This window comes from Gilliamella sp. B3783 (assembly GCF_026536125.1).
Lineage (GTDB): Bacteria > Pseudomonadota > Gammaproteobacteria > Enterobacterales > Orbaceae > Gilliamella.
Genome location: NZ_JAFNOU010000012.1, coordinates 17,694 through 43,450, shown reverse-complemented (window position 1 = coordinate 43,450; position 25,757 = coordinate 17,694). Strand labels below are relative to the sequence as shown.

Sequence of the window (25,757 nt, the reverse complement as noted above, 5' to 3'; positions counted from 1 at the left end):
TAAGATCTGAAATTTGGATTGATTAATAATCTAATTAATTTTATTAATGAGTAACATACTCATCATCAAAGTAATCATCCCAAAGGGATTAATGATATTTATGGTTATTGGCAATGCGTATACTTAGATGAATAATATAAAATATGCATAAGATCATATTTGTATTGATAATCGTATTGCTATTGATAAAAAGTTATTAAATGATAATAGGCTAGGTGTGGCATTAAAATTTACTTTTACCTTAAGTGAACCGCTTAAAATTGATGTAAAAAATACCGTTTTTAAGGCAACTTGATTTACCTAACTTATTAATCGTCGTTTTATTACTTGTAAAGTATTTTAATACAATTGAATAATAATATCTTACATATCAATCAGTTGATTAGTTTAAAAAAAATATTAATCAATTTTTATCAAAGGTATTACTTATCGAATTAATAGCTTTTTTTGACTTTAATCAAAACTTGAAAGTGCTATATTAACCTTAATTATTTTAGGGCAATAAGGCCCCGTTAGGAGGATTTAAAAATGATTACAGGTATCCAAATTACTAAAGCAGACAATGCAGCACTTCTTAACTCTTTCTGGTTATTGGACGACTCTACAAAAGAAGCTCGTTGTGTCGCTGCAAAATCAGTTTATAAAGAAGATCAAGTTATCCCAACTGCAGAACTTGGTCAATTCGAATATCGTGAAGTTCCATTAGATGTTGCTCCAACTATCAAAGTTGAAGGTGGTCAACACTTAAATGTGAATGTTCTTCGTCGTGAAACTTTAGAAGATGCTGTTCAACATCCAGAAAAATATCCACAATTAACTATTCGTGTTTCTGGTTATGCAGTTCGTTTCAACTCATTAACTGCTGAACAACAACGCGACGTTATTGCTCGTACATTCACAACTAAAATGTAATTTTAGTTTATTATCGAATGATTAAAACCCAGCTTATGCTGGGTTTATTTTTATGAAAAAACAAATTTCTTTGTTCTAAACTAGTCTACCCAAGCTAAATACTCCATCCAAGCAGGATCAAACTCACAGTCAATTTTTACTGATAGATCTTGATATTGATTTAATATATTTTGAATTATTTGAGTAGCAAAATGTTTATCTTCTACATACCAAAGCATAGTTCTTGTTGCTTGGTGTAAAGAATTTTGGGCATGAATGCCTTTCCTATTTTCACGGAAAGCGGCGCTAATGGCATCTTCTATATCGTAAACTAACGATAAGGTCTCTTTACAATCTAGCTCTATACTTAGATTAAGTCCATAACCATAATTAATATCACAAGCCAATGCATTAGCCGTTTCGTTACGCTGCACTAAGGTCGTATCATCAGGATCATCTTTACTTGCTAATTCAAATACAAACAATTGATCTTCACTTTCAGAAATAGGAAAAATACCGGTGTGTTTTAAATCATTTTTCCAGATATCATCAAATCGTTTAGCAAACTCTTCAGCCGTAATACTATTAGAATCAGGCATTGTGTCGACAAAATTAATTGATTGCACTTTTATAGCTAAGTCGTACTCCCCTAAAAGATGATCCAAAATAACTAAAGCTAATGTTTGTGCATAATTTATTTGATCTTTGGCGATTGGTTTAGCAAACATTAAATCCAAAGCAATTTTACGATGATCTTCATGATATTGAATCAATAAATCAGATGCCCCCAATGAAAAAGAGGTACCATTAAAATTTATTTCAAAATCAGAAATTTTATTAGCTCGTTGACGAAATGCCTCGATTTCAAATAGATCTAAACTAGGTGCTAATTTAACAATTTCTACTACTAGTTCAAAACGTTCAATTTTACCTTCAGCAGTAAAAATAATTTTATGTTTTTTTACCTCTCCCCCCATAATTTCGGCAATAACGTCTAATTGGTTTTCACTTAACAAGTTATTGAGCTTTTCCATTAAATCTAAAGGTTGCAATTCACTAAGAGACTGTTCTGACTGTTTAACTTTATTCCAAAAGGATTGGATAGCTATTTTGAGGTTATCATCTGGTGTTGATTGTTGAGCAATGACTACATTTTGTGGTCGCAATTTTTGCCAAAGTTTTTTTAAAAACATAAAAAAATCCTATAGATAAAAGTGATTAAAATTATATACAAATAAAAATAATATGTAATTCAATATACTACATCAATTTAATTTTGAACAACATCGATTATCTACGTTTGATACAAAATATTGCACAAAATTTAGCTATCAAGAATTAACAAAAAAACATTTAAAAATGAGGGTTTATTGATATGAACTAGATAAATAAAAATGGCGAGGTAGTTTTTCTGCCTCGCCATTTGTACATTATTGAAAATTATTAGCCAAAAAACTTTTTCACTTTATCAAAAAAGCTTTTTTCTTTTGGACTATGCTTAGAACTTTTATCGGCTTTAAAACTTTCGCCTAATTCTTTTAACAACTCTTTTTGTTTACCCGTTAAATTGACTGGAGTTTCAACCACAACATGACAATACAAATCACCCATTGTACTACCGCGTAATGATTTGACACCTTTACCTCGTAATCTAAACATTTTCCCTGTTTGTGTTTCGGCCGGTATCGTTAAACTGACTTTACCATTAAGTGTTGGTACTTCAACTTCGCCACCTAGTGATGCCAATGCAATATTAATTGGAATTTCACAATGTAAATTATTACCATCACGTTCAAAAATACCATGTGGTTTAACTTGCACTTGCACATATAAATCACCAGCTGGTGCACCGTTTAAGCCTGCTTCACCTTCACCGGAAAGTCGAATACGATTACCCGTATCCACCCCCGCAGGAATAGTTACAGAAAGTGTTTTTGTTTTTTGGATACGACCTTCGCCATGACACTTTTTACAAGGATTTTTAACTACTTTGCCTCGTCCATGACAAGTTGGGCATTCTTGCTGTACGGCAAAGAAACCTTGGCGCATTTGCACAACCCCTGCACCATGGCAAGTTTCACAGGTAACAACATCTGATGCTTTTTCTGTACCTTGACCATGACAAGTATCACAAGTAACCCATGTTGGTACTTTTATTTCTTTGCTGACACCCGCAGCGGCTTCTTCAAGTGTTAAGGTAATATTGTATTGCAGATCGGCACCTCGTGATGCGCTTTGCGCTCGTCCGCCACGACCACCACCAAAGAAATCACTGAATATATCATCAAATGCTGAACCACCACTAAAGCCGCCGAAGCCACCAAATCCACCGGCACCTGCTCCGGCACCACCGCCAAAACCTTGCTCGAAAGCAGCATGCCCATATTGATCATAAGCTGCTTTTTTCTGCGCATCGGTCAAAACTTCATAAGCTTCTTTTACTTCTTTAAATTTTGCTTCTGCTTCAGCTTTATTATCCTGATTTTTATCAGGATGATATTTCATGGCAAGGCGTTTATAGGCTTTTTTTATTTCAGCTTCAGTAGCACTTTTACTTACGCCTAATGTTTCATAATAATCTTTCTTCGCCATAATTTACCTTTATTTTTATTTATTACATAAACAACTAAACGGGCTTGAGTTACCTCGCGCCCGTTTAATGTGTTACATGTTTAAAACTCGTTGAAATAACTCATTAAAAAACACAGCGGTTAATGCTTATTTTTTATCATCATCAACTTCTTTAAAGTCTGCATCAACAACATCGTCTTGCGCTGTAGAGCTACTACCTGCTTGAGCTGACTGTTCTGCCTGACCTTGTTGCTGCGCTAGTTCAAGCAATTTTTTAGATGCTTCCATTAATGCATTAATTTTCGCTTCGATTTCAGCTTTATCTTCACCACGCGCTGCAACTTCTAATGCACTCACTGCATCTTCAATGGCTGTTTTATCAGCAGCTGGTAATTTATCGCCTGCATCAGACACTTGTTTACGCGTTGAGTGAACAAGGTGATCTGCTTGGTTACGAATTTGAGCTAACTCTTCAAACTTACGGTCAGCTTCTGCATTCGCCTCAGCATCATTTACCATTTTTTGAATCTCTTCTTCACTTAAACCTGAAGAAGCTTTAATAGTAATATTTTGTTCACGTCCAGTATTTTTATCTTTTGCTGATACATGTAAGATACCGTCAGCATCAATATCAAATGTTACTTCAATTTGTGGCATACCACGCGGTGCAGCTTGAATACCATCAAGATTAAACTGACCTAATGATTTGTTATCACTTGCACGTTTACGTTCACCTTGTAACACATGAATGGTTACCGCTGATTGATTATCTTCAGCTGTTGAGAACACTTGACTATGTTTAGTTGGGATAGTTGTGTTTTTCTCAATCAAGGTAGTCATCACACCACCCATTGTTTCAATACCTAAAGATAATGGTGTTACATCAAGTAATAACACATCTTTAACATCACCACCAAGTACCCCACCTTGTACTGCTGCGCCCACTGCTACAGCTTCATCAGGGTTAACGTCTTTACGTGGTTCTTTACCAAAGAAGTCAGCAACCGCTTTTTGCACCATAGGCATACGAGTTTGACCACCGACTAAAATAACATCTTTAATATCAGATACAGATAAACCAGCATCTTGTAGTGCAGTTTTAACCGGATCCATTGAGCGTTTAACTAAATCTTCGACTAATGATTCAAGTTTAGCGCGTGTCACTTTAATATTTAAGTGTTTTGGACCTGATGCATCAGCCGTGATATATGGTAAGTTGATATCAGTTTGTTGTGCTGATGATAATTCAATTTTCGCTTTTTCTGCCGCTTCTTTTAAACGTTGCATTGCAAGTGGATCATTTTTCAGATCGAATCCTTGTTCACGTTTAAATTCATCAACTAAATAGTTAATTAAGCGTGAGTCAAAGTCTTCACCACCTAAATGAGTATCACCATTAGTTGCTAATACTTCGAATGTTTTCTCGCCATCAACATCGTCAATTTCGATAATTGAGATATCAAATGTACCACCACCAAGGTCGTATACAGCGATAGTGCGGTTACCCACATCTTTATCTAAACCGTAAGCAAGTGCAGCGGCTGTTGGTTCGTTAATAATACGTTTAACATCTAAACCAGCAATACGACCCGCATCTTTAGTTGCTTGACGCTGAGCATCATTAAAATACGCTGGAACAGTGATAACTGCTTCAGTGACTGGCTCACCAAGATAATCTTCTGCGGTTTTTTTCATTTTCTTCAATACTTCAGCAGAGATTTGCGGTGGCGCAATTTTTTGACCTTTGACATCTACCCATGCATCGCCATTATCAGCTTTAACAATTTTATAAGGCATAATAGCAACATCACGTTGTACTTCGGCATCATCATAACGACGACCAATTAAACGTTTAATGGCAAATAGTGTATTTTGTGGATTGGTTACTGCTTGGCGTTTAGCGGGTTGACCAACTAAAATTTCACCATCTTGTGTATATGCAATAATTGACGGGGTTGTACGATCGCCTTCAGCATTTTCTAATACTTTTGCTTGACCATTGTCCATTACTGCAACACATGAATTTGTTGTACCTAAATCAATACCAATAATTTTACCCATAATCTTTTCTCCTCAAAACCTGTATTTTATTTCTTGTATATAAGTCTTAAATATTTATTTTCAAGAGCTTATTTTTCACAAAGAAATGTTATTGTTTCCACATAAATGGGAACATTATTATCAATATCAAGGGGGCAAAAAAATTATTTTTTCTTAAATCTTGATTATCAGCTTTTCTACACTTATTATTGCCGCTCTTTTTTATTATGATAATTATTTATAGGATCCTTATGGAACAAACTAAACTTGCAAACCCAGGTCCACTTGGCTTGATGGGATTTGGCATGACCACCATTTTATTAAATATTCATAATGCAGGATTTTTCCCTGTGATGACAGCAATCGTTTCTATGGGTATTTTTTATGGAGGGCTTGCGCAAGTCATTGCTGGAATTTTAGAATTTCGCAAAGGTAACACGTTTGGTACAACTGCATTCACCTCTTATGGTTTCTTTTGGATTGCATTAGTAGGAATTTGGTATTTACCAACCTCACCAGCAACTGCACCAACTGATGCAACTTTTGTCGGTATTTTCCTTGCGTTATGGGGGATTTTTACCGCTTTTATGTTTATTGGTACCTTAAAAGCTAATCGTGCATTACAATTCGTTTTTGCTAGTTTAACGATTTTATTTGCTTTATTAGCAATTGGTAACATTTGTGGCAACCATGACATTATTCATATAGCTGGTTTTGAAGGTATTATCTGCGGAGCTAGCGCTATTTACCTTGCCATGGCCGAAGTACTTAATGAACAATATGGCCGTACAATTTTACCAATTGGCGCGCCTAAAGGTGCTGCACATTAATAATATTAAGTCGTCATGCAATGACGAATAAGCGAGTAATAAAAACGGGGGATACCCCGTTTTTTTTATAAAAAATTACTCAATTAATGAATTATTTAGTGTGTTTGGTGAGTAAAGCCTTGTATACATTTACAAGAGATTGAGTATGCTTGGTAATTATTTGCTCTGATAGATAATTATCTTTTGAAGAGCCAGCATTCTTGATAAGAATTTTACTATCTTGATCGATATTACCAGATGTAATCATTAAGTAGTTGGTTAATTGTGTTGCCATTTCACCAGAATGAAAAGTCACACCATCTAAAGTTAGCATTGATGTTTTCGGTTTTAAAAAAATTAAATCCTCCCCATTACCAATACTATCGATAAAAATAAATTTTTTTTCTTTCATTTGTTCCGAATAGCTTTCTAACATTTTTAAACCATATTGGCCACCATTACCATCGTCGTATAAAACAAACGCAATTTTTTTCTTTTCTTTTTTATCAAGCTGATGAATTAAATTAATAATTGTAATAATACTTGAAGTATTACAAACAAAATTCTTTTGATTGGGAATGCCATTTTTGTATTTTAAAACAATAAAAAATAACAAAATGGTCGAAATAATCGACAATATTCCGGAAATACTAAAAAACCCCTCAACTTGAATTTTAGGAATAAAAACAAAGTAATTTAATATCAGTGACGCGATAAATAAGATAATAATAGGTAAAATACCTACTAAATAACCTAATTTACTAAATTGAGGCGTGAATGCGTATTTTTTCTGAAGATTAAAATTTTTAATACCGGTATCATAATAAGTACAAATAATTAATTGAGCTTTATCTAAATCGCCAATATAAGCATTGTAATAATTTTCATATCGTCTTGTTGCTAACTTTAATTTTGCTAATTTAGCTTCAACACCATAACCTAATTGAATCAGTTCTTTCGATATTACTCTTAAAAAAGTAATTTTCTCTTTAGACGTAAATCGTTTACCAAAAATGACACAGTATCTTAGTACAAGGTCTTTAAATTTATCCATTTTTAATCATTATTTAAATTTAGAAAAACTGTTAGTGCGATTTATCATTCACACTAACAGCGAAACAAATAGATAATATTAAAATGATGATTATCTATTGAAGATGTGAGTTTAATCAATAATCATCTTCGTTTTGAGATTGGGCAAAATTAGCCATATTGCCAATAGCTTCTTGAATATTTTCTTGTCCTGCCTCAATACACTCTTTTGCTAAATCCAGTAGTGATAATGAATCCCTATTACATACAGCATTAATGACCATTGGCAAGTTCATACCGGTAATTATCCGGACATTCATACCTAATTTTTCCCACTCAGGCAAACATCGCATTGATGCGTTATAAGGCGAGGCACCAAACAAATCGACAAAAATTAATACACCTTTACTACTATTAAGCGACTTTGAACAATTAAACAAATCGGTTTTTAATTGATTAATATCTTGTCCTGGATTAAGCGATAATGATGCAAATTTATCTTGTTCACCAACAATCATTGTAACACTATCTTTAATCCCTTCAGCCATCTTGCCATGACTCACTAATAATACACCTATCATATTATTTTCCTCGATTATTCAAACATTTTAATCGCTTCATTTAACGTTACTTTTTTCAAAGAAGGGGTTGCTTGAAAATAGATATCCATATTGGGATAGCTGTTTTGTAAATCGATTAGCAAATCAAGTTGTTGTTTATTAATTGATACTTCTTTAATTATTGACGTTGCTCCCGGTACAAGTGGTAAACCACCAATATTAAGATTGGTTATTGGCACGCCCGCTTTAATAATTTTATACATAACTTCAATATTTTTAGTAATCAAAATAACATTAAAATCATCATACTGGCGATCATTCCAATATCTTACTGCACCATCTTCTTTTAATACTCTTATTTTATGCCCTGTGCTGGCACCAGCACCTAAAATAATATTTTTAGTAAATTCATCATTTGCAGAGTAATCATCGGCTACAAACAACGCATTTGCTCCTGCTGCTTTAGACACATTAGTGGCAACTTGACCATGAATAAGGCGACTATCTACACGCGCTAAAACGACTTTTCCCATAATTTAACCTCTATATTTTTTAACTTTATAAAATGCCAATAGCTGCTAATACACCGAGTATTATTGTTAATCCAACTAATGCTTGAGTTACCTTTAATCCTTTCTTATAAAAATAGAAATATAATCCCATCACAACCATAAGTGGCAAAACACCAGGTAAAATTTTGTCCAGTGTGTCTTGGATAACGAAATCTTTGCCTGATAAAGTAAATTTTAAACTTGATGACACTTTAATATAACTAGCAGCTAAAATACCCATCATAAACAACCCTAAAATGGATAGTGCTTCAATAATCATCTGCATTTTATTACCAACAACTTCAGTTGCCGCATTTCGACCTAATTTAAAGCCTAACTGAGCAAAATAGTACCCCACAAAAAGTTGATAAATGACAAAAGCAAAGAAAGGAAATAAAGCACCGATTGCTAGACCATCTTGAGCCCAAGGTAGCGCAATGGCTATGAAGATATACTGAATGGTTCCTGAGTCAATCGCGTCACCAATTCCCGCCAAGGCCCCCATTAAACCCGCTTTGGTATTATAAAGCACATCATTATCAATACTGATCGGTTTTTTCTGATAAACTTCATCTGCTCTTACAGATTCTAATGAAGCCATAATGCCTGAGATAGTACCGCCGCCCCAAGTTATCTGGGTATTAAAAAACAGTAAATGTCTTTGGTAAGCAGCAGCTAACTCACTTTTTGATTTATATAATTTTTTAAGAATTGGCATTAACCCCCACATTAACGAAGCAGCTAGATAACGGTCAAATGAGTGTGGGATCTCATTAGCATAATACCACCGTAACCAAGCAAAAGTGATATCTCGTTTAGTAATTGCCTCTGGCTTTAGATCGATACTTTCTTGTACTATTTGTGTCATTATAAAATTCCTCTTTCTAATCTATTAATCAAATAGTTACAGATTAATAATCATCATCATCAATTTGATTGTTATTATTTGAATTACTTCTTGGTTGATCTGCGACAGAATTAACTGCTTCACTTTTTGCTAGAACAAAAATAAATGCAATGATAGCGCCAACAATCGCGTAAGTGACCATGGTGATATTAAGTGGTTTTGCCATAACAGCCATAAAATACGCAAGTAAGAAGAAAATAATGTAACTTTTTTTACCAATAACATAGATAGTTAATGCAATACCAACAGCAGCAAGTCCGCCACCAATAACATTAAGGATGTGGAAAACTAATCCCCCTGCATTTGTTTTAATAACATCCGCAATAATTGGCGCACCAAAATACAGTGCTACAAACATAAATGGGACAAAAAGAACAAAGCTACAAATTATTGGTAGTATGATGATTGATAAAGTTAGACCAGAGCTATTTGCCTCTTGTGCATACTTTTCAGTTAATTTCATAATCATCGTATTAAAGAAAAATCTTAACTGATATAGGTAAGATCCCAATAATCCAACAGGCACTGCAACGGCAACTGCAGCGGTTGGTTCCATTTTACCCAGTAAAGCGACAGGAACCGCAACGGCTGTTGCAATGGCAGGTTCTGATGGCATTTGGCCGCCTGGCGAAAAAACGCCCATATAAATTAGCTGAATAGCTGCTGTGGTTATCATGGCATTATGAATATCATTAAAGACAATACCGACAATTAACCCCGTCATCATCGGTGTAAATCTGAGTGTCAAAGTTGCCCCACCTAGCCCCCGAGACATAACCATCGCAACCCATACTGAAATAATAGCGGCTTGTAGAAATGTAACATGCATATCTTGCATATCTTGCATATCTAAACTCCTTGATATTGTTATTATCAATTAAACTTTAAAATAAACCATTAAGAAACAATGGATTGCAATTGTAAATTATTGACAAAATTTTCTACATCCTGCACACATTTTTCACCCATACCTTGTAAACATTCAATGGCATAAGCTGAAGTATGAGGTGTGACAAGCACTTTTGGATGCTGGACTAAGGGATTATCGTTATATGAAGGTTCAACGTACATTACATCTGTTGCATGTCCTGCAACAACACCACTATCTAGCGCGTTAATTAATGCACTTTCGTCAATCAATTCGGCTCGTGCGGTATTTGTAATATAAACACCTTTTTTCATCAAAGAAAATTGAGGTTGTTTTAATATATGGTAGCTTGTTTCGTTTAATGATGCATTTAAAGAGATGATATCAGCATTTTTCAGCAAATAATCTAACTCAACAATTTCGATATTGTGTTTACTCGCCCATGTTTTGTTAACTTTAGGATCAACAACCAGTAATCGAGCATTAAAACCGTGTTTGAATATTTCTGCTACGCGGCTACCAATATTCCCACATCCGATAACACCAACAGTTTTACCCGTAACATTGATGCCTAGAAAAGAGGCTCTTTTTTGCCATTCATTTGCCTTAACCGCAGCTTGAGATTGAACAGTTTGTCTAATTAATGCCAATAAATTAGTCACAGCATTTTCGGCAACCGCATCACGCTCCACTAAAGGCGGCACAATAGTGACGATAGTTCCATGCTCTTTAGCTGCTACTACATCAACATTATTAAAGCCGATACCATGACGTGAAAGTAGGAGTAAAGGTTGTTTTTTATTATCAAAAAACGCCTTGTTAAAAAATGGTCTAACACTTGCTATAACAATATTGAATTCTTGCAATGCGTCGGCGAGTTCTTTTCCGGGAATATTATTTTCAAAAGTAAAATGTTTTACTTCACCAATTTTTTCTAATCGTTTTAAATGATCAGGAAAATATTTCCCAAAACTACTTGAGTTGATTATTGCAATTTTATAATTTTTCACTCAATGCTCCTAATTAATCATACACCCTTACGTATTAATTATCGGAAAATAAAGGTAATTTACTTTCCAGACAGCCATAATGTGACTGGTAACATTTAGTATAATTTATAAGATTTAGAAAAAAGTGAATTTAGATCACAGATTTAATAAAAAACTTTTTCTATTAAATAGAGCCCAAAAACGAAAGATATTGGAAAGCCAATAAACTATTTTTGATAAAAAATCGCAATGCAATTTAGTTCATCAATTATCAAATTAACCAATCCAATTGAATCATACTTAAAATGAGTATCAGTAATAAAAAAATTGAGCACTGCAATAGGCAGATGGTGAATGATAAGATCTCGTATAGATAGGGCCATAAAGAAAGTATTTAGACTTCACTGAACAATAAAAAAGGGCATATAGCCCTTTTTATAATCAACTCAGATAAATAAGCGAGTATTTAAAGTTGATATATTACTTTTTATAAGCATCATTATGCACGCCTATCGCAGCACGACCTGACGGATCATTGAGATTTTTAAATGACTCATCCCACTCAATCGCTTTTGCTGTTGAGCAAGCGACCGTTGGACCACCCGGTACACAGTGAGCAGCACTTTCAACTGGGAATAATTCATCAAAAATTTCACGATACATATATGCTTCTTTTGAAGCGGGTGTGTTATATGGAAAACGGAATTTAGCATTTGCTAATTGCTGGTCAGTAATTTTACTTTCAGCAATCTCTTTTAATGTGTCAATCCAGCTATAACCTACACCATCAGAAAACTGTTCTTTTTGACGCCAAACAACAGATGCGGGTAAATAAGACTCAAATGCTTCACGGACAATATGTTTTTCCATTTTGCCGTTGCTGCCACACATTTTATCTTTAGGATTAATGCGCATCGCCACATCTAAGAATTTTTTATCCAAGAATGGAACACGAGCCTCAACGCCCCATGCTGCCATGGCTTTATTAGCACGAGCACAATCATACATATGAAGTGCCGCTAATTTACGAACCGTTTCTTCATGGAACTCTTTGGCGTTTGGCGCTTTATGGAAATACAAATAGCCACCAAATACTTCATCGGCACCTTCACCCGATAAGACCATTTTAATGCCCATCGCTTTAATTTTTCGCGCCATCAAATACATTGGTGTAGAAGCTCGGATGGTTGTTACATCGTAAGTTTCAATAAAATAAATTACATCACGAATAGCATCAATACCTTCTTGAATAGTAAAGTTAATTTCGTGGTGAACGGTACCAAGATGGTCAGCAACAGCCTGTGCAGCTTTAAGATCAGGCGCGCCTTTCAAGCCAACAGCAAATGAATGCAATTGTGGCCACCAAGCTTCAGATTTTTCATGATCTTCAACCCGTCTTGCTGAGAATTTTTTGGTAATAGCTGAAATAACCGAAGAATCAAGTCCTCCAGAAAGTAGTACGCCATAAGGTACATCAGACATAAGATGGCTTTTAACCGACTCTTCTAATGCTACACGAAGTTCGTTAATGTCAGTTTTATTATCTTTGACATTTTCGTAATCCATCCAATCGCGTTTGTAATAAGTTTTGATTTCACCTTCAGTGCTTGACAAATAACTGCCCGGCGGAAAAGCTTCAATCGTTTTACAAACTGGCACTAATGCTTTCATTTCAGAAGCGACGTAAAATGTGCCATTTTCGTCATAACCCATATACATAGGGATAATGCCAATATGGTCACGACCAATAAAGTAAGCATCTTTATTAATATCATAAAGAACAAACGCGAACATACCTTGTAAGTCATCAAGGCAATGAATGCCTTTTTCTTGATACAGAGCAAGGATTACTTCACAGTCTGATCCTGTTTGAAATTCATAACGATCTTTGTACTGATTTCGGAGTTCTTGATGATTATAAATTTCGCCATTAACTGCTAAAACTAATGTTTTATCTTTATTATAAAGTGGCTGAGATCCAGTATTAACATCAACAATTGATAAACGTTCATGAGCAAGAATTGCTTTATCAGAAGCAAAAATACCAGACCAATCAGGTCCACGATGACGCTGTAGACTTGATAATTCTAGTGCTTTTGTTCGTAGTTGTTCTGGATCTGATTTAATATCAAGAATACCTAAAATCGAACACATTGATTTTCTCCATTTAAAATCGCACACGCGATACTATTACAAAATAAAAAACTAACTAAAAAATTCACACCATTGTTATTAGTAAAATAAGGTATGTCAAACTATCTTTTTAACAGCATACACATTATTCATACACAATTAAAGTACAATGTGATTATACTTTTCCTATTACTGCGAAAAGCTAAAAATTATTTTTTTAACCAGCGACCTTGTTGCTTGATATATTGCCCTACTGGGGTTTTCTCTTGAGCTTTACTACCCGCTCTTTTTTCAACTTCACTTAAAGACACATTCGTTTCAGCTGAGACTTTTTGATATTGTGCTTTACGAGCCTGGTTAATTAATTGAGCAATTTCACTTGCATTAGCTTCATTTTTAACTACACCTAAATAACCATCATCTTGCTCACCCACAAAACCTTGTGCTTTAGCTTGACTCAATGCATCCATTGCTTGATCTAAATTTAATGCAAAAACGGAAAAAGATAAAACCATCGACAATAAAACACATGATACTTTTTTATAGATTGTCATAACAACCCCCTAAACAATTACATCATAATTTATTTAATTGAATATAAATAACAAAAGTTATTGATATACTATATTAGATTTTTATTTATCAATATCAAAAATGCCAATCAAACACTAAAATCCAATCATTTAATATAAGCCTGACTTATTAATAATATTATCTAATGCCTTATCAACTTTAATATTAATTTGGTGATCTATTTTTACATTTAAATTAATATTAATAGGTTCACTTGGTGCTTCTACTTTAACTGTGGGTGAACATCCACTTAATATAGTGGCACATATCACCATTGCAATAACATTTCGTAGCATAAAATAACCTCTTATTTAAAAGATTCCTTCTTTAAATGTGCTTCAATACGTTGACGAATCGGTTCACTAATGTGATCTGATAATTGTAAACTCATCAATAATTTAACAATATTTTCTTGTAGATTAATATTTAAATTAACGGCTTTACCTTTTTTTATTTTTGGATTTTTGCCTTGAATGTTAATCGCTAAATTTGCTATTTCATCAGCATAATTAACACTAGCAGCAAGTTTAGTATATTCAAAATTCTGTAACACATTGGTGACTAATTGCATGTTAGGATTGTTTTTTGCATAATCTTGCAATGCTGAATTATTAAATGCTAAATACCCTGATGCAGTTGTAGCAAGTTCACCGTTTTCAATTGAGACATTATACCTATTATTATTTGCTGTTGAAATCTGAGTTATTTTGATTGGTAACATACCATCAATAGATCCTTCACCATTAAGTCCCTCAACCGGGTAAGTGGTTAAGATATCCTTTAATTGGATTGCTTTTAAATAGACTTTGATACTTTGCTTAAGTTTATTGAAATTTATTGTGCTATTGTTAACCAAAATTTTTCCAGAAAAAAGCGTTGACTCAAAGCGATGCCAACTTAATTTGCCTTTGCTTATGGCGTTAAAAGATGCTAAATATTCTCCGGCAAATTTTACATTTTCAAATAATATGCCGACATTCACATTTCGTATTCTTGTATTAAATGTTTCAATCAAGAACTTATTATCTTTAACTAAAAGTTGCCCACCACTTGATGCTGATTTAATTTCAACATTATCATAAATACCATCCAAATTTTGGATATTGAATCTTCCATCAATGATGACATTTTCAATAGTTACTGGAATTTTAGATTGCATTGCAAAATTTAGTGTGCCATTAAGATTAGCTAACATTAGGTTGGGTGAAATACTTACTTGCTCTGCATTTATTGTCGAGTTACTGACATTGAGTGAAAGACGATCATGTTTTAGCCACCCATTAAAAAGAACCGTTATTTTGGCATTTTTTATATCAGCTTGAGTTAGGACTGTATTAAATTCAGCAGTGGTGATATCCACTCGAGATTCAGCACGATTTAACAATAAATTAGCTGAAAGTTCACCACTATAATTTTTATTGAATGAAGCACGAAGTTGCAATGAATCTAACTGCTTTTCCACATTAATTTTAATATCAATAAGTTCATTGTGTTGCTGATAAAAACGTATTGAATCAATATGTATTAATTTGGGAAGCCATGCATAAAAACTAGCGAAATTGGAAAAATAGCTATCTGATTGCTCAATATGACTTTTATCATCTATTGGCAATGAATCTGTATCGATTTTACTTTGATTTGCTTGCCAGTAAATTTCTAAATCTGTCGCCGATAAATTCGACCAAGAAAATTTTAAATTTTTACCGGTAATTGTCAGTTGAGATTGTTTAGATAGGGTCAGTTCATCAAAACATAAACCGTTAAAACCGATGCTCATACCTCGCCAATCAACTGTAAGACCGAGTTCTTGTTTTAAACTCTGCCAATACCACCATCCAAATGAACTAAATAATAGCACAATGAGTAATAGAAAAGATGGGATCGAATAACGCTTCTTTAAACGTACCATTTAATATTCCTGACCCATTACATTCATTGCCGGTTTTGCCGGCAATGATAATTGAATCACACTGATGTCTGTTCCCGTTGATCAATATAAGCAAGCGCTTTATCTATACGAGCTAAAGTCCGCTTTTTACCTACAGCAAAAACGGTTGCATCAACCGATGGAGATTGACCAATACCCGTTACAGCAACGCGTAATGGCATACCCACTTTACCCATACCAACCTCAAGCTCAGTTGCGGTTGCTTCAATAGCATGATGAATTTTATCAATTTGCCAATCAAAATCAGCAATCGCCTCAATTTTCGCTTTAATAGCTAATAGTGGAGCTTTAGCAACTGGGCGTAGGTGTTTTTTAGCTGCATCAGCATCAAAATCATCAAAATCTTGATAACAATACGCACATGACTCAGCCATCTCTTTCAAGGTTTTACAACGCTCAGCAAACAATTTAATTATGGTTATAAGATCAGGACCTTGACTTAAATCATAGCCATGTTGGTTCATATGCCAAACTAAATGCTGCGCAACATAGTCGGCATCCAAATGATTAATATAATGATGATTCAACCAAAGTAATTTTTCGGTATTAAACGCACTTGCAGATTTACTTACTGCATTTAACGAAAATAAATCTATCATTTCAGATATCGAAAAGATCTCTTGATCACCATGTGACCAACCAAGACGCACCAAATAGTTAAGTAATGCTTCCGGTAAATAGCCATCATCACGATACTGCATCACACTTACTGCACCATGACGTTTTGATAATTTTTGTCCGTCGTCACCTAAAATCATTGATACATGCCCATACTCAGGTAGAGGTGCATCTAATGCTTTAAGAATATTAATTTGACGAGGCGTATTATTAATATGATCTTCACCGCGTATAACATGTGTAATTTGCATATCCCAATCATCAACGACAACGCAAAAATTATAAGTAGGTGAACCATCAGTTCGGCGAATAATTAAATCATCAAGCTCTTTATTGGCAATTTCAATTGGACCACGAATTAAATCGTTGAAAACAACAACGCCATCAACCGGATTAGCAAAACGCACAACATGCGGCTCATCATGAGTATGCTGTTTTTGTACAGCATCACAACGACAATGCCCATCATAACGGGCTTTTTCCCCTTTTGCCATTTGCTCTTCGCGCAGTTTTTCTAGGCGCTCTTTAGAACAATAGCAACGGTAAGCCGTTCCTTTGGCCAACATTTCGTCAATCACTTGATTATAGCGATCAAAACGCTTAGTTTGGAAATATGGGCCTTCATCCCATGACAATTTAAGCCAATTCATACCATCCATGATAGCATCAATCGCTTCTGGTGTTGAACGCTCAAGATCAGTGTCTTCTATACGTAAGACAAATGAACCCTTGGCATGGCGAGTATAGAGCCAAGAATAAAGTGCAGTACGAGCACCACCAACATGTAAATAGCCAGTTGGACTTGGCGCAAAACGAGTTTTAATTTTCATGAAATAATCCTAATAATAACAAAAGTAAGCTTGGTCATGAAAACTCAAAACCAACGCTTTTTTCTCTAATTCGACCCAATCAGTCAATAGAATAACTTTTTGATATAAATTCAGTTTAGTTGCTTATTCTAGCATGGTAAAAGGTTTCGGCAATAGCCGATTACTATCGGCAACATGATTGCGACAATCGTTAATACAGTTAAGTTGATTTAGACGATTTAATAGAAATCGTTGAACAAACAAATCTATGCGTGTTTTAACTAAAAATTAATGTGCTTCATCCCAATTATTACCCACACCGACATCCACTTTTAACGGAACAGATAATTGGTAACAATTTTCCATAATAGATTTAATTTCAGTTCGATACGCATCAACTAATTCATGCTTAACCTCAAACACTAACTCATCGTGCACTTGCATAACCATTCTTATATTACCGGCTGACTGTTTTTTAATCCATTTACTCATCTCAATCATGGCAATTTTGATAATATCAGCAGCAGTGCCTTGCATCGGTGCATTAATCGCTGCGCGTTCCGCTCCGCGGCGCTCAATGCCATTTGTTGAGGTGATTTTTGGTAGATATAAACGTCGACCCGAAAGTGTTTCAACATAACCACGTTCAGCGGCTAACTGACGCGTTTGTTCCATATAGTTTTGTACGCCGGGATAACGTTCAAAATACCGATCGATATAAAATTGTGCTTCTTTGCGAGCTACATTGATTTGTTTAGACAAACCAAAAGCACTCATGCCATAAATCAGTCCAAAATTCACCGCTTTCGCTCGGCGCCTTTCTTCTGATGTCACTTCACTTTCGGACTTACCTAAAATTTCGCCCGCAGTTACGCGGTGGATATCTTTGTCATGAGCAAAAGCATTAAGTAAGCTTTTATCTTGCGACAAATGCGCCATGATACGTAACTCAATTTGTGAGTAATCCGCCGAGATGATCTTATACCCTTCTGGGGCAATAAACGCTTGACGAATGCGGCGACCTTCTTCATTTCGAACTGGAATATTTTGTAAATTTGGGTCATTAGAAGATAAGCGCCCCGTCACTGTACCAATTTGGTTATAATTGGTATGAATACGATGATCAATAGGGCTAATCATTAATGGTAATTTATCAGTATAGGTATTTTTAAGTTTTGCCAAGCCTCGATAAAACAGAATCATACGTGGCAATTGATAATCATTAGCAAGTTCACTTAGCACTTCTTCACTGGTTGATGGATCACCCTTAGGTGTTTTTTTCAATACCGGCAATTGATGCTTATCAAATAAAATGGCTTGTATTTGTTTTGGCGAAGCAGGATTAAATTTTTCGCCAGCCAAAAATTGTAGTTGTTGCTCGGTTTCCCTTAGTTTGCTGTCCAATTCCTTTGAATATTCATTGAGCAACTTAGCATCGACTAATACCCCTGTTCTTTCCATCTCGGCAAGTACCAGAGCAAGCGGCATTTCAACATCAGTAAAGAGTTTGATTAATTTTGAATCTTTTTCAAGGCTTGGCCACAATTTATTATGCAGCTGTAACGTAATATCGGCATCTTCAGCGGCATATTGAGTGGTTTTTTCAATATCAATGGCATCAATAGTTAGCTGTTTTTTATCTAACTTAGTCAGTTCATTATAAGTAATAGTTTTATGATTTAGGTAACGATGAGCCATACTATCCATATCATGACGTTCGGTACTATTTAATACATAAGACTCAAGCATCGTATCAAAAGCAATGCCTTGCACTTTAATATCATAATTAGCCAAAATACTATAATCAAACTTAGCATTTTGCGCGATCTTTTTGATATTAGGATTTTCTAAAATTGGTTTTAATTTTGCTAATACTTCATCAAGTGGTAACTGATCTGGAACCCCTAAGTATTGATGAGCTAGAGGAATATAAGCGGCTTGATAAGGAACCACACTTAACGATATTCCAACGAGCTTAGCATGCACATGATCAACACTATCTGTTTCTGTATCAAAAGCAAATTGTTTACTATTACTTAACTTTGTGAGCCATTCATCGAGTTGTGCCGACGTTAAAATGCATTGATAATCAGACTCTTTATTTTGTTTAACGTCTTCATTATCGGAAAATAATGGCACACCACCGCTAGGGAATGATTTTTGTTGTTTTAAGAAAGTACCTGCCATTAACTCTTTTTGCCAGCGGTGAAAACCATAATAGGCAAATAATTCGTTTAATGCATTCACATCAATATCACTTACCATCAGTTGTTCGCTAGTAAAATCCAATTCTACATCAGTTTTAATGGTGGCAAGTAAATAAGAGAGTTCAGCCTCTTTTTGGTTATCAATCAGTTTTTGTTTTAAAGATTTTGCGCCACGAATTGAAAGTTTTTCAATTTCATCAAGACGAGCATAAATATCTGTTATGCCACTAAATTCAGCTAATAAACTTTGAGCTGTTTTTTCACCAACACCAGGAACGCCAGGAATATTATCGGAAGAATCGCCACGCAGTGCTAAATAATCAATAATTTTCTCGGGTGGAACACCAAATTTTTCGATCACCCCTTGAGGATTAAGTACGGTGTTATTCATAGTGTTAATTAAAGTAATGTTATGACTCACTAACTGAGCCATATCTTTATCACCAGTACTAATTAGCACATCCAGATTTTCGCTTTCAGCTTGTCTAGCTAACGTACCAATAACATCATCAGCTTCAACACCTTCAATACACAGTAAGGGTAATCCCATTGCTTTCAAAATAGTATGAATAGGCTCAATTTGAGGGCGAAGATTTTCAGGCATCGCTTCGCGGGTTGCTTTATATTCGCTATAAATCTCATTACGGAAAGATCCCCCTTTAGCATCAAAAACCACAGCAATATGAGTCGGATTAAATTGATTAATTAAACTACGAATCATATTAATGACACCAAAAATAGCCCCTGTTGGTTCACCTTTGGCATTAGTTAACGGAGGACATGCAAAAAAAGCACGATAAAGATAAGAAGAACCATCAATTAAGATAATGGGTGTGTTATTTGGCATCATAATCACCTAGGTTATGCTATATAATAGTGAATAGTATAACCTAATTGGCAATAATATTCTTATTATGACCGATAATATAACGTAAAAATGTTTAATGTAAGTCATACACTTTAGTATAAAAAACGCGTAAAAAACTGTATCTTACACTGTGACTGTTATATAATATCACATCTATTTTTTGCCTGAGTATTTGATAAATGACACAATTAAGTCTAGCTGCGCAAAAAGTCAAAGCGGCCTTAGCTGATAAAAATCTTGAAACGCCATCATGTCGTCTAGCTATGGATAATAGTGAGCGTAAGGCTAAAATTGAAGCTCATTTTCGTGAAATTATGAAGTTAATGGAACTTGATTTAACAGATGATAGTCTGGCTGAAACACCACATCGAGTTTCTAAAATGTACGTTGATGAGATTTTTTCGGGGCTTTACTATGAAAACTTTCCGAAGATCACCTTAATTGAAAATAAAATGCAAGTTGACGAGATGATAACCGTTCGTGATATCACTTTAACCAGTGTATGTGAACACCATTTTGTCACCATTGACGGCAAAGCAACTGTCTCTTATATCCCTAAAGATAAAGTGATAGGCTTATCCAAAATTAACCGAATTGTCGAATTTTTTGCCTCACGTCCACAAGTACAAGAAAGGTTAACTCAACAAATACTCGTTGCCCTTCAAACCTTACTAGGGACGGTCAATGTGGCGGTCTCAATTGATGCAACCCACTATTGTGTTAAGGCTCGAGGCATTAAAGATTCAAGTAGTAGAACAACGACAACAGCGCTGGGCGGCGGGTTTAAAACAAATCCAAGTACCAGACAAGAATTTTTACGAGCACTTAATCATTATTAACAATAATAACCCGATTTGATTGATATTGATGTTAAACCCAAACTTAGCATTAAATATCGGTCTAAAACATATTAAAATAAGTGATATAAGACAATAACAAATCCAACTTTATATTACGTGCATCTTCAAGAAAGATTGGTATAATTCTCGGCTACTTAATATAAATAACATTGTTTTCATGAAGATTATCCGTGGTATCGCTAATTTAAAAAATCAATTTTCTCAATGCGTTTTAACATTAGGAAATTTTGATGGTGTGCATTTGGGTCACCAGCAATTAATTCATCATCTTATTAAACAAGGTAAAAAATTAAATTTACCGACTGTGTTAATGTTATTTGAACCACAGCCATTAGAGTTTTTTAATCCTAATAATGCGCCTTCACGGTTAACATCATTTCAAGAAAAGGTGATTTTTATTAAAGAGCTTGGGATTGATTATATTATAGCGATTCCATTTACTCAGACCTTTGCCCGCATGTCAGCTGATTGTTTTATTCAAGATTGGTTAATCAATAAGCTAAAAGCCAAATTTATCACTATTGGTGATGACTTTCGATTTGGATTCGAACGGCAAGGTGATATCAACCTTTTACAACACTATGCACATCAACACGACTTTGCTGTGGAAAATATGCCGACATTTGTTTGGAATCATTTAAGAATTAGTAGCACAGCAGTGCGCCAAGCTTTGTTGAATAATGATTTTCAATTAGCACACAGTTTATTAGGGCGTGATTACACCATCCAAGGTCGTGTGGTGCACGGTAATGCGTTGGCAAGACAACTCGGTTTTCCAACAGCTAATATTCATCTACATCGAAAAAAGCCTGCATTGCAAGGGGTTTATGTGGTTAAAGTTAAAAATTGCTGTAACCAACAACACTATTTTGGCATTGCTAATATTGGCTTAAGACCGACTATTCAAGGAAAAAAAGCAGTTTTAGAAGTGAATCTATTTGACTTTTCGGGTGACATTTATGGACAATATTTAGACGTGACTTTTGTCCATAAATTGCGCGACGAGAAAAAATTTGACTCATTGGCTGAGTTAAAACAACAAATTACACAAGATGTTTGCACTGCCAAACAGATCAGTGCACAATTAACCCATTAAAAAGAAGTAGTATCAACCAAATTAACTGGAATAAATCAGCATGACAGATTATAAAAATACACTAAACTTACCGGAAACGGGCTTTCCAATGCGAGGCGATCTTGCTAAACGAGAACCGGCAATGTTACAAAATTGGTACGATAAAGAACTTTATCGTAAAATCCGCCAAGTAAAAAAGGGTAAAAAAGCCTTTATTTTGCATGATGGACCTCCATATGCCAATGGCAAACTTCATATTGGTCATGCAGTTAACAAAATAATTAAAGATATTATCATTAAATCAAAAGGGTTAAGTGGTTATGATTCCCCATATATTCCAGGTTGGGACTGTCACGGCTTACCGATTGAGCAAAAAGTTGAAGAACAAGTAGGAAAACCGGGCGTAAAAGTAACACCTGCTGAGTTTCGTCAAATTTGTCGTGATTATGCCGCTTCACAAGTTGAACTACAAAAAGCCGATTTTATTCGTATGGGTGTGCTGGGTGATTGGCAAAATCCATACCGTACAATGGACTATGATACTGAAGCCAATATTATACGTGCTTTAGGAAAAGTCATTCAAAATGGTCATTTAGTTAAAGGTGCTAAACCTGTTTATTGGTGTACTGATTGTATGTCATCGTTAGCTGAAGCTGAAGTTGAATACTACGATAAATCTTCACCAGCCATTGACGTAAAATTCAAAGCGATGGATAACCAAGCTGTTGCTAATAAATTTGGTGTCAATACTGATTTAACCATCTATGCCGTGATTTGGACAACAACACCTTGGACATTGCCGGCAAGCCGAGGTATTGCCTTAAATGCTGACTTTGAGTATCAACTGGTACAAATCAATGATAAAGAATGCTTAATTTTAGCCACTGACCTTGTCGAATCAGTCATGAAACGTGCCGAAATTTCAGAGTGGAAAATTATTGGCAGCTGTAAAGGTGATGCGCTTGAGCTATTACGCTTTAAACACCCTTTCCTTGACTTTGACGAACCTATTGTACTCGGTGATCATGTTACTGTTGATGCCGGTACAGGTGCAGTGCACACCGCACCAGGTCACGGTGCGGAAGACTTTATTGTCGGTCAAAAATATGGTCTTGAAGTGGCTAACCCTGTTGGTGGCAATGGCTGCTATTTACCGGGTACAGGTGCAGGTTTAGATGGCTTATTTGTATTTAAAGCTAACAAAGTTGTAATTGAAATTTTAAAAGAAAATAATGCATTACTGCATTTTGAAAACATTGAACACAGTTACCCATGTTGTTGGCGACATAAAACACCGGTCATTTACCGAGCAACACCACAATGGTTCATCAGCATGGACAAACAAGGGTTACGTGCGCAATCATTAAAAGAGATCAAACAAGTTCGTTGGATCCCAGATTGGGGACAAGCACGAATTGAAACCATGGTAGCAAACCGCCCAGATTGGTGTATTTCTCGTCAACGTACATGGGGCGTACCAATGACGTTATTTGTGCATAAAGAGACCGAAGCGCTACACCCAGACACATTAGCATTAGTTGAAAAAGTCGCTAAATTAGTTGAACAAAATGGTATTCAAGCTTGGTGGGATGCAGATATTAGAGATCTATTAGGTCCTGATGCCGATGATTACCGTAAAGTACCCGACACATTAGATGTGTGGTTTGATTCCGGATCAACTTTCTATTCAGTCGTTGGTGTTCGCGCTGAATTTGCAGGTCATGAAGCAGACATGTACCTAGAAGGTTCAGATCAGCACCGTGGTTGGTTTATGTCTTCATTAATGTTATCAACCGCGATTAATAACAAAGCCCCTTATCAGCAAGTATTGACCCATGGCTTTGTGGTTGATGGTCAAGGCCGTAAAATGTCAAAATCACTTGGTAACATTGTGACACCACAAGAAGTAATGAATAAACTGGGTGCAGATATTTTACGTTTATGGATCGCCTCAACTGATTATTCCGGTGAAATGAGCTATTCCGATGAAATTATCAAACGCTCAGCCGATAGCTATCGTCGAATTCGTAATACAGCTCGCTTCTTATTAGCTAACTTAAATGGCTTTGACCCAGCTAAGGATATGGTAAAACCGGAAGATATGGTGGTGCTAGACCGATGGGCTGTTAGTATGGCTAAAGAAGCGCAAGAACAAATCATACAAGCTTATGAAAACTATGACTTCCATAAAGTTGTTCAACGTATCATGCAGTTCTGTTCAATCGAAATGGGCTCATTCTATTTAGATATTATTAAAGATCGCCAATATACAGCAAAAAGCGACAGTATTGCTCGCCATAGTTGCCAAACAGCGTTATATCATATTGCGCAAGCCATGGTACGTTGGATAGCGCCGGTATTATCGTTCACAGCTGATGAAATTTGGCAATACTTACCTGCATCACAAAAATCAGAATTTGTGTTTGAAGATGAATGGTATTGTTCACTCTTTAGTTTATCTGATAGTGAAGCATTAAATAGCGAATATTGGGCACAAATTTTAGCTATTCGTAGCGAAGTCAATAAAGTGCTTGAACAAGGTCGTAACGATAAAGTGATTGGTGGCTCACTTGAGGCTGCGGTGACACTTTACGCTGATGAAAAAATTGCGGATGCTTTAGCAAAATTAGAAAATGAATTACGTTTTGTTTTATTAACTTCACAAGCTAGTGTTAAAACATTAGCGTCTGCGCCAAAATCAGCAATACAAAGCGATATCAAAGGTTTGAAAATTGAATTGGCTAAAGCGCAAGGTGATAAATGTCCTCGTTGCTGGCATTATACTGTCGATAATGATCCAACAACGCATTTATGCAAACGTTGTGAACAAAACATCCATGGTAATGGTGAAATCAGGCATTTTGCTTAATAAATAGTCATTAATTCATCAAACAAGGGTTATAGGCAACCACACTATAACAATTTAATTTCTTTACCGCCGACAATTGTCGGCGGAAACATAATGAGCATATACGCTATGAAAAAAAACAATGGGCTTTACTGGCTATTGTTAGCAATAGTTGTTTTTATTGTTGATATTGCAAGTAAATTCTGGATATTAGATCGCTTTGCTTTATATGAGTCAGTGAATCTTTTACCTTTCTTCTCAATCACTTATGTGCGTAATATTGGTGCAGCCTTTAGTATTTTTGAAGGCCAACGTTGGATGCTTGCATCTATTGCATTAATTATTAGTGGTGTAATTATCTATATGTTATATCGCAATACAGGCAGACAAAAATTAGAAAACTTTTCATTATCATTAATTTTAGGGGGCGCATTAGGAAATTTATTCGATCGCCTTTACCATGGTTTTGTTGTCGATTTTCTTGATGTCAATTTTGGTGATTGGCACTATCCAACGTTTAATATTGCAGACTGTGCAATTTGCGTAGGTATTGGATTATTTATTCTTAGCAGCTTAAAAAAACCCAAGAAGACCATCTAA

Annotated in this window: 21 protein-coding genes; 6 read left to right on the top strand and 15 right to left on the bottom strand. The window is 35.2% G+C overall.

Going from position 1 to position 25,757, the window contains the following annotated elements:
- Positions 1-528: 528 nt before the first annotated feature.
- The gene (grcA, locus tag J3U59_RS11375; RefSeq protein WP_065633189.1) at positions 529-912 is read left to right on the top strand and encodes an autonomous glycyl radical cofactor GrcA; all 384 of its coding nucleotides are present in this window, start codon (positions 529-531) and stop codon (positions 910-912) included.
- 80 nt (positions 913-992) lie between these two features.
- On the opposite strand, the gene J3U59_RS11370 is transcribed toward grcA, so the two are convergent.
- From J3U59_RS11370 to dnaK, 3 genes are all read right to left on the bottom strand, one after another.
- Positions 993-2,084: a DUF695 domain-containing protein gene (locus tag J3U59_RS11370; protein ID WP_267334358.1), complete on the bottom strand. Its 1,092-nt coding sequence runs from the start codon at positions 2,082-2,084 to the stop codon at positions 993-995.
- 250 nt (positions 2,085-2,334) lie between these two features.
- Positions 2,335-3,483 (bottom strand): molecular chaperone DnaJ, encoded by a 1,149-nt coding sequence (gene dnaJ, locus J3U59_RS11365; RefSeq protein ID WP_065633191.1) that lies wholly within the window; start codon positions 3,481-3,483, stop codon positions 2,335-2,337.
- Between the two features lie 126 nt (positions 3,484-3,609).
- Entirely contained in the window at positions 3,610-5,523 is a 1,914-nt protein-coding gene (dnaK, locus tag J3U59_RS11360) for a molecular chaperone DnaK (protein ID WP_267334361.1), read from the bottom strand.
- A gap of 230 nt (positions 5,524-5,753) precedes the next feature.
- Between dnaK and satP the strand changes: the two genes are divergently transcribed.
- Positions 5,754-6,332, top strand: coding sequence for an acetate uptake transporter (gene satP / locus J3U59_RS11355; RefSeq protein ID WP_065633193.1), 579 nt, complete (start codon positions 5,754-5,756; stop codon positions 6,330-6,332).
- Positions 6,333-6,423: 91 nt separating this feature from the next.
- On the opposite strand, the gene J3U59_RS11350 is transcribed toward satP, so the two are convergent.
- From J3U59_RS11350 to polA, 12 genes are all read right to left on the bottom strand, one after another.
- Positions 6,424-7,365, bottom strand: a complete 942-nt coding sequence (locus tag J3U59_RS11350; RefSeq protein WP_267334363.1) for a hypothetical protein — start codon at positions 7,363-7,365, stop codon at positions 6,424-6,426.
- A gap of 115 nt (positions 7,366-7,480) precedes the next feature.
- Positions 7,481-7,924, bottom strand: coding sequence for a PTS sugar transporter subunit IIA (locus J3U59_RS11345; protein WP_267334365.1), 444 nt, complete (start codon positions 7,922-7,924; stop codon positions 7,481-7,483).
- Positions 7,925-7,938: 14 nt separating this feature from the next.
- Positions 7,939-8,436 (bottom strand): PTS system mannose/fructose/N-acetylgalactosamine-transporter subunit IIB, encoded by a 498-nt coding sequence (locus J3U59_RS11340; protein ID WP_267334367.1) that lies wholly within the window; start codon positions 8,434-8,436, stop codon positions 7,939-7,941.
- Between the two features lie 25 nt (positions 8,437-8,461).
- Positions 8,462-9,322 carry a PTS system mannose/fructose/sorbose family transporter subunit IID gene (locus tag J3U59_RS11335; protein WP_267334369.1) on the bottom strand — a complete coding sequence of 287 codons (861 nt, stop codon included), beginning with the start codon at positions 9,320-9,322 and terminating at the stop codon, positions 8,462-8,464.
- Positions 9,323-9,365: 43 nt separating this feature from the next.
- A complete protein-coding gene (locus tag J3U59_RS11330) occupies positions 9,366-10,190 on the bottom strand; it encodes a PTS mannose/fructose/sorbose/N-acetylgalactosamine transporter subunit IIC (RefSeq protein ID WP_416379615.1) in 825 nt (274 codons plus the stop codon).
- Positions 10,191-10,258: 68 nt separating this feature from the next.
- On the bottom strand, positions 10,259-11,239 hold the full coding sequence (locus J3U59_RS11325; RefSeq protein WP_267334373.1) for a D-isomer specific 2-hydroxyacid dehydrogenase family protein: 981 nt from the start codon (positions 11,237-11,239) through the stop codon (positions 10,259-10,261).
- A 459-nt stretch (positions 11,240-11,698) separates the two neighbouring features.
- Entirely contained in the window at positions 11,699-13,372 is a 1,674-nt protein-coding gene (gene asnB, locus J3U59_RS11320) for an asparagine synthase B (protein ID WP_065633200.1), read from the bottom strand.
- 188 nt (positions 13,373-13,560) lie between these two features.
- On the bottom strand, positions 13,561-13,905 hold the full coding sequence (locus J3U59_RS11315; protein ID WP_267334376.1) for a YdbL family protein: 345 nt from the start codon (positions 13,903-13,905) through the stop codon (positions 13,561-13,563).
- Between the two features lie 129 nt (positions 13,906-14,034).
- Positions 14,035-14,220, bottom strand: coding sequence for a YnbE family lipoprotein (locus tag J3U59_RS11310; RefSeq protein WP_267334378.1), 186 nt, complete (start codon positions 14,218-14,220; stop codon positions 14,035-14,037).
- A gap of 11 nt (positions 14,221-14,231) precedes the next feature.
- Positions 14,232-15,833: an intermembrane phospholipid transport protein YdbH family protein gene (locus J3U59_RS11305; protein ID WP_267334380.1), complete on the bottom strand. Its 1,602-nt coding sequence runs from the start codon at positions 15,831-15,833 to the stop codon at positions 14,232-14,234.
- Positions 15,834-15,889: 56 nt separating this feature from the next.
- A complete protein-coding gene (gene gltX / locus J3U59_RS11300) occupies positions 15,890-17,320 on the bottom strand; it encodes a glutamate--tRNA ligase (RefSeq protein ID WP_267334382.1) in 1,431 nt (476 codons plus the stop codon).
- 267 nt (positions 17,321-17,587) lie between these two features.
- Complete coding sequence (polA, locus tag J3U59_RS11295) at positions 17,588-20,356, bottom strand: DNA polymerase I (protein ID WP_267334384.1); 2,769 nt, start codon at positions 20,354-20,356, stop codon at positions 17,588-17,590.
- A gap of 197 nt (positions 20,357-20,553) precedes the next feature.
- On the opposite strand from polA, the gene folE reads away from it, so the two are divergent.
- The 4 genes from folE to lspA all read left to right on the top strand — a co-directional run bounded on the left by folE (position 20,554) and on the right by lspA (position 25,757).
- Entirely contained in the window at positions 20,554-21,213 is a 660-nt protein-coding gene (gene folE / locus J3U59_RS11290) for a GTP cyclohydrolase I FolE (RefSeq protein ID WP_267334385.1), read from the top strand.
- A gap of 178 nt (positions 21,214-21,391) precedes the next feature.
- Complete coding sequence (gene ribF, locus J3U59_RS11285) at positions 21,392-22,330, top strand: bifunctional riboflavin kinase/FAD synthetase (protein ID WP_267334387.1); 939 nt, start codon at positions 21,392-21,394, stop codon at positions 22,328-22,330.
- Positions 22,331-22,370: 40 nt separating this feature from the next.
- Positions 22,371-25,178 (top strand): isoleucine--tRNA ligase, encoded by a 2,808-nt coding sequence (ileS, locus tag J3U59_RS11280; RefSeq protein ID WP_267334389.1) that lies wholly within the window; start codon positions 22,371-22,373, stop codon positions 25,176-25,178.
- 108 nt (positions 25,179-25,286) lie between these two features.
- Complete coding sequence (gene lspA, locus J3U59_RS11275) at positions 25,287-25,757, top strand: signal peptidase II (RefSeq protein ID WP_267334391.1); 471 nt, start codon at positions 25,287-25,289, stop codon at positions 25,755-25,757.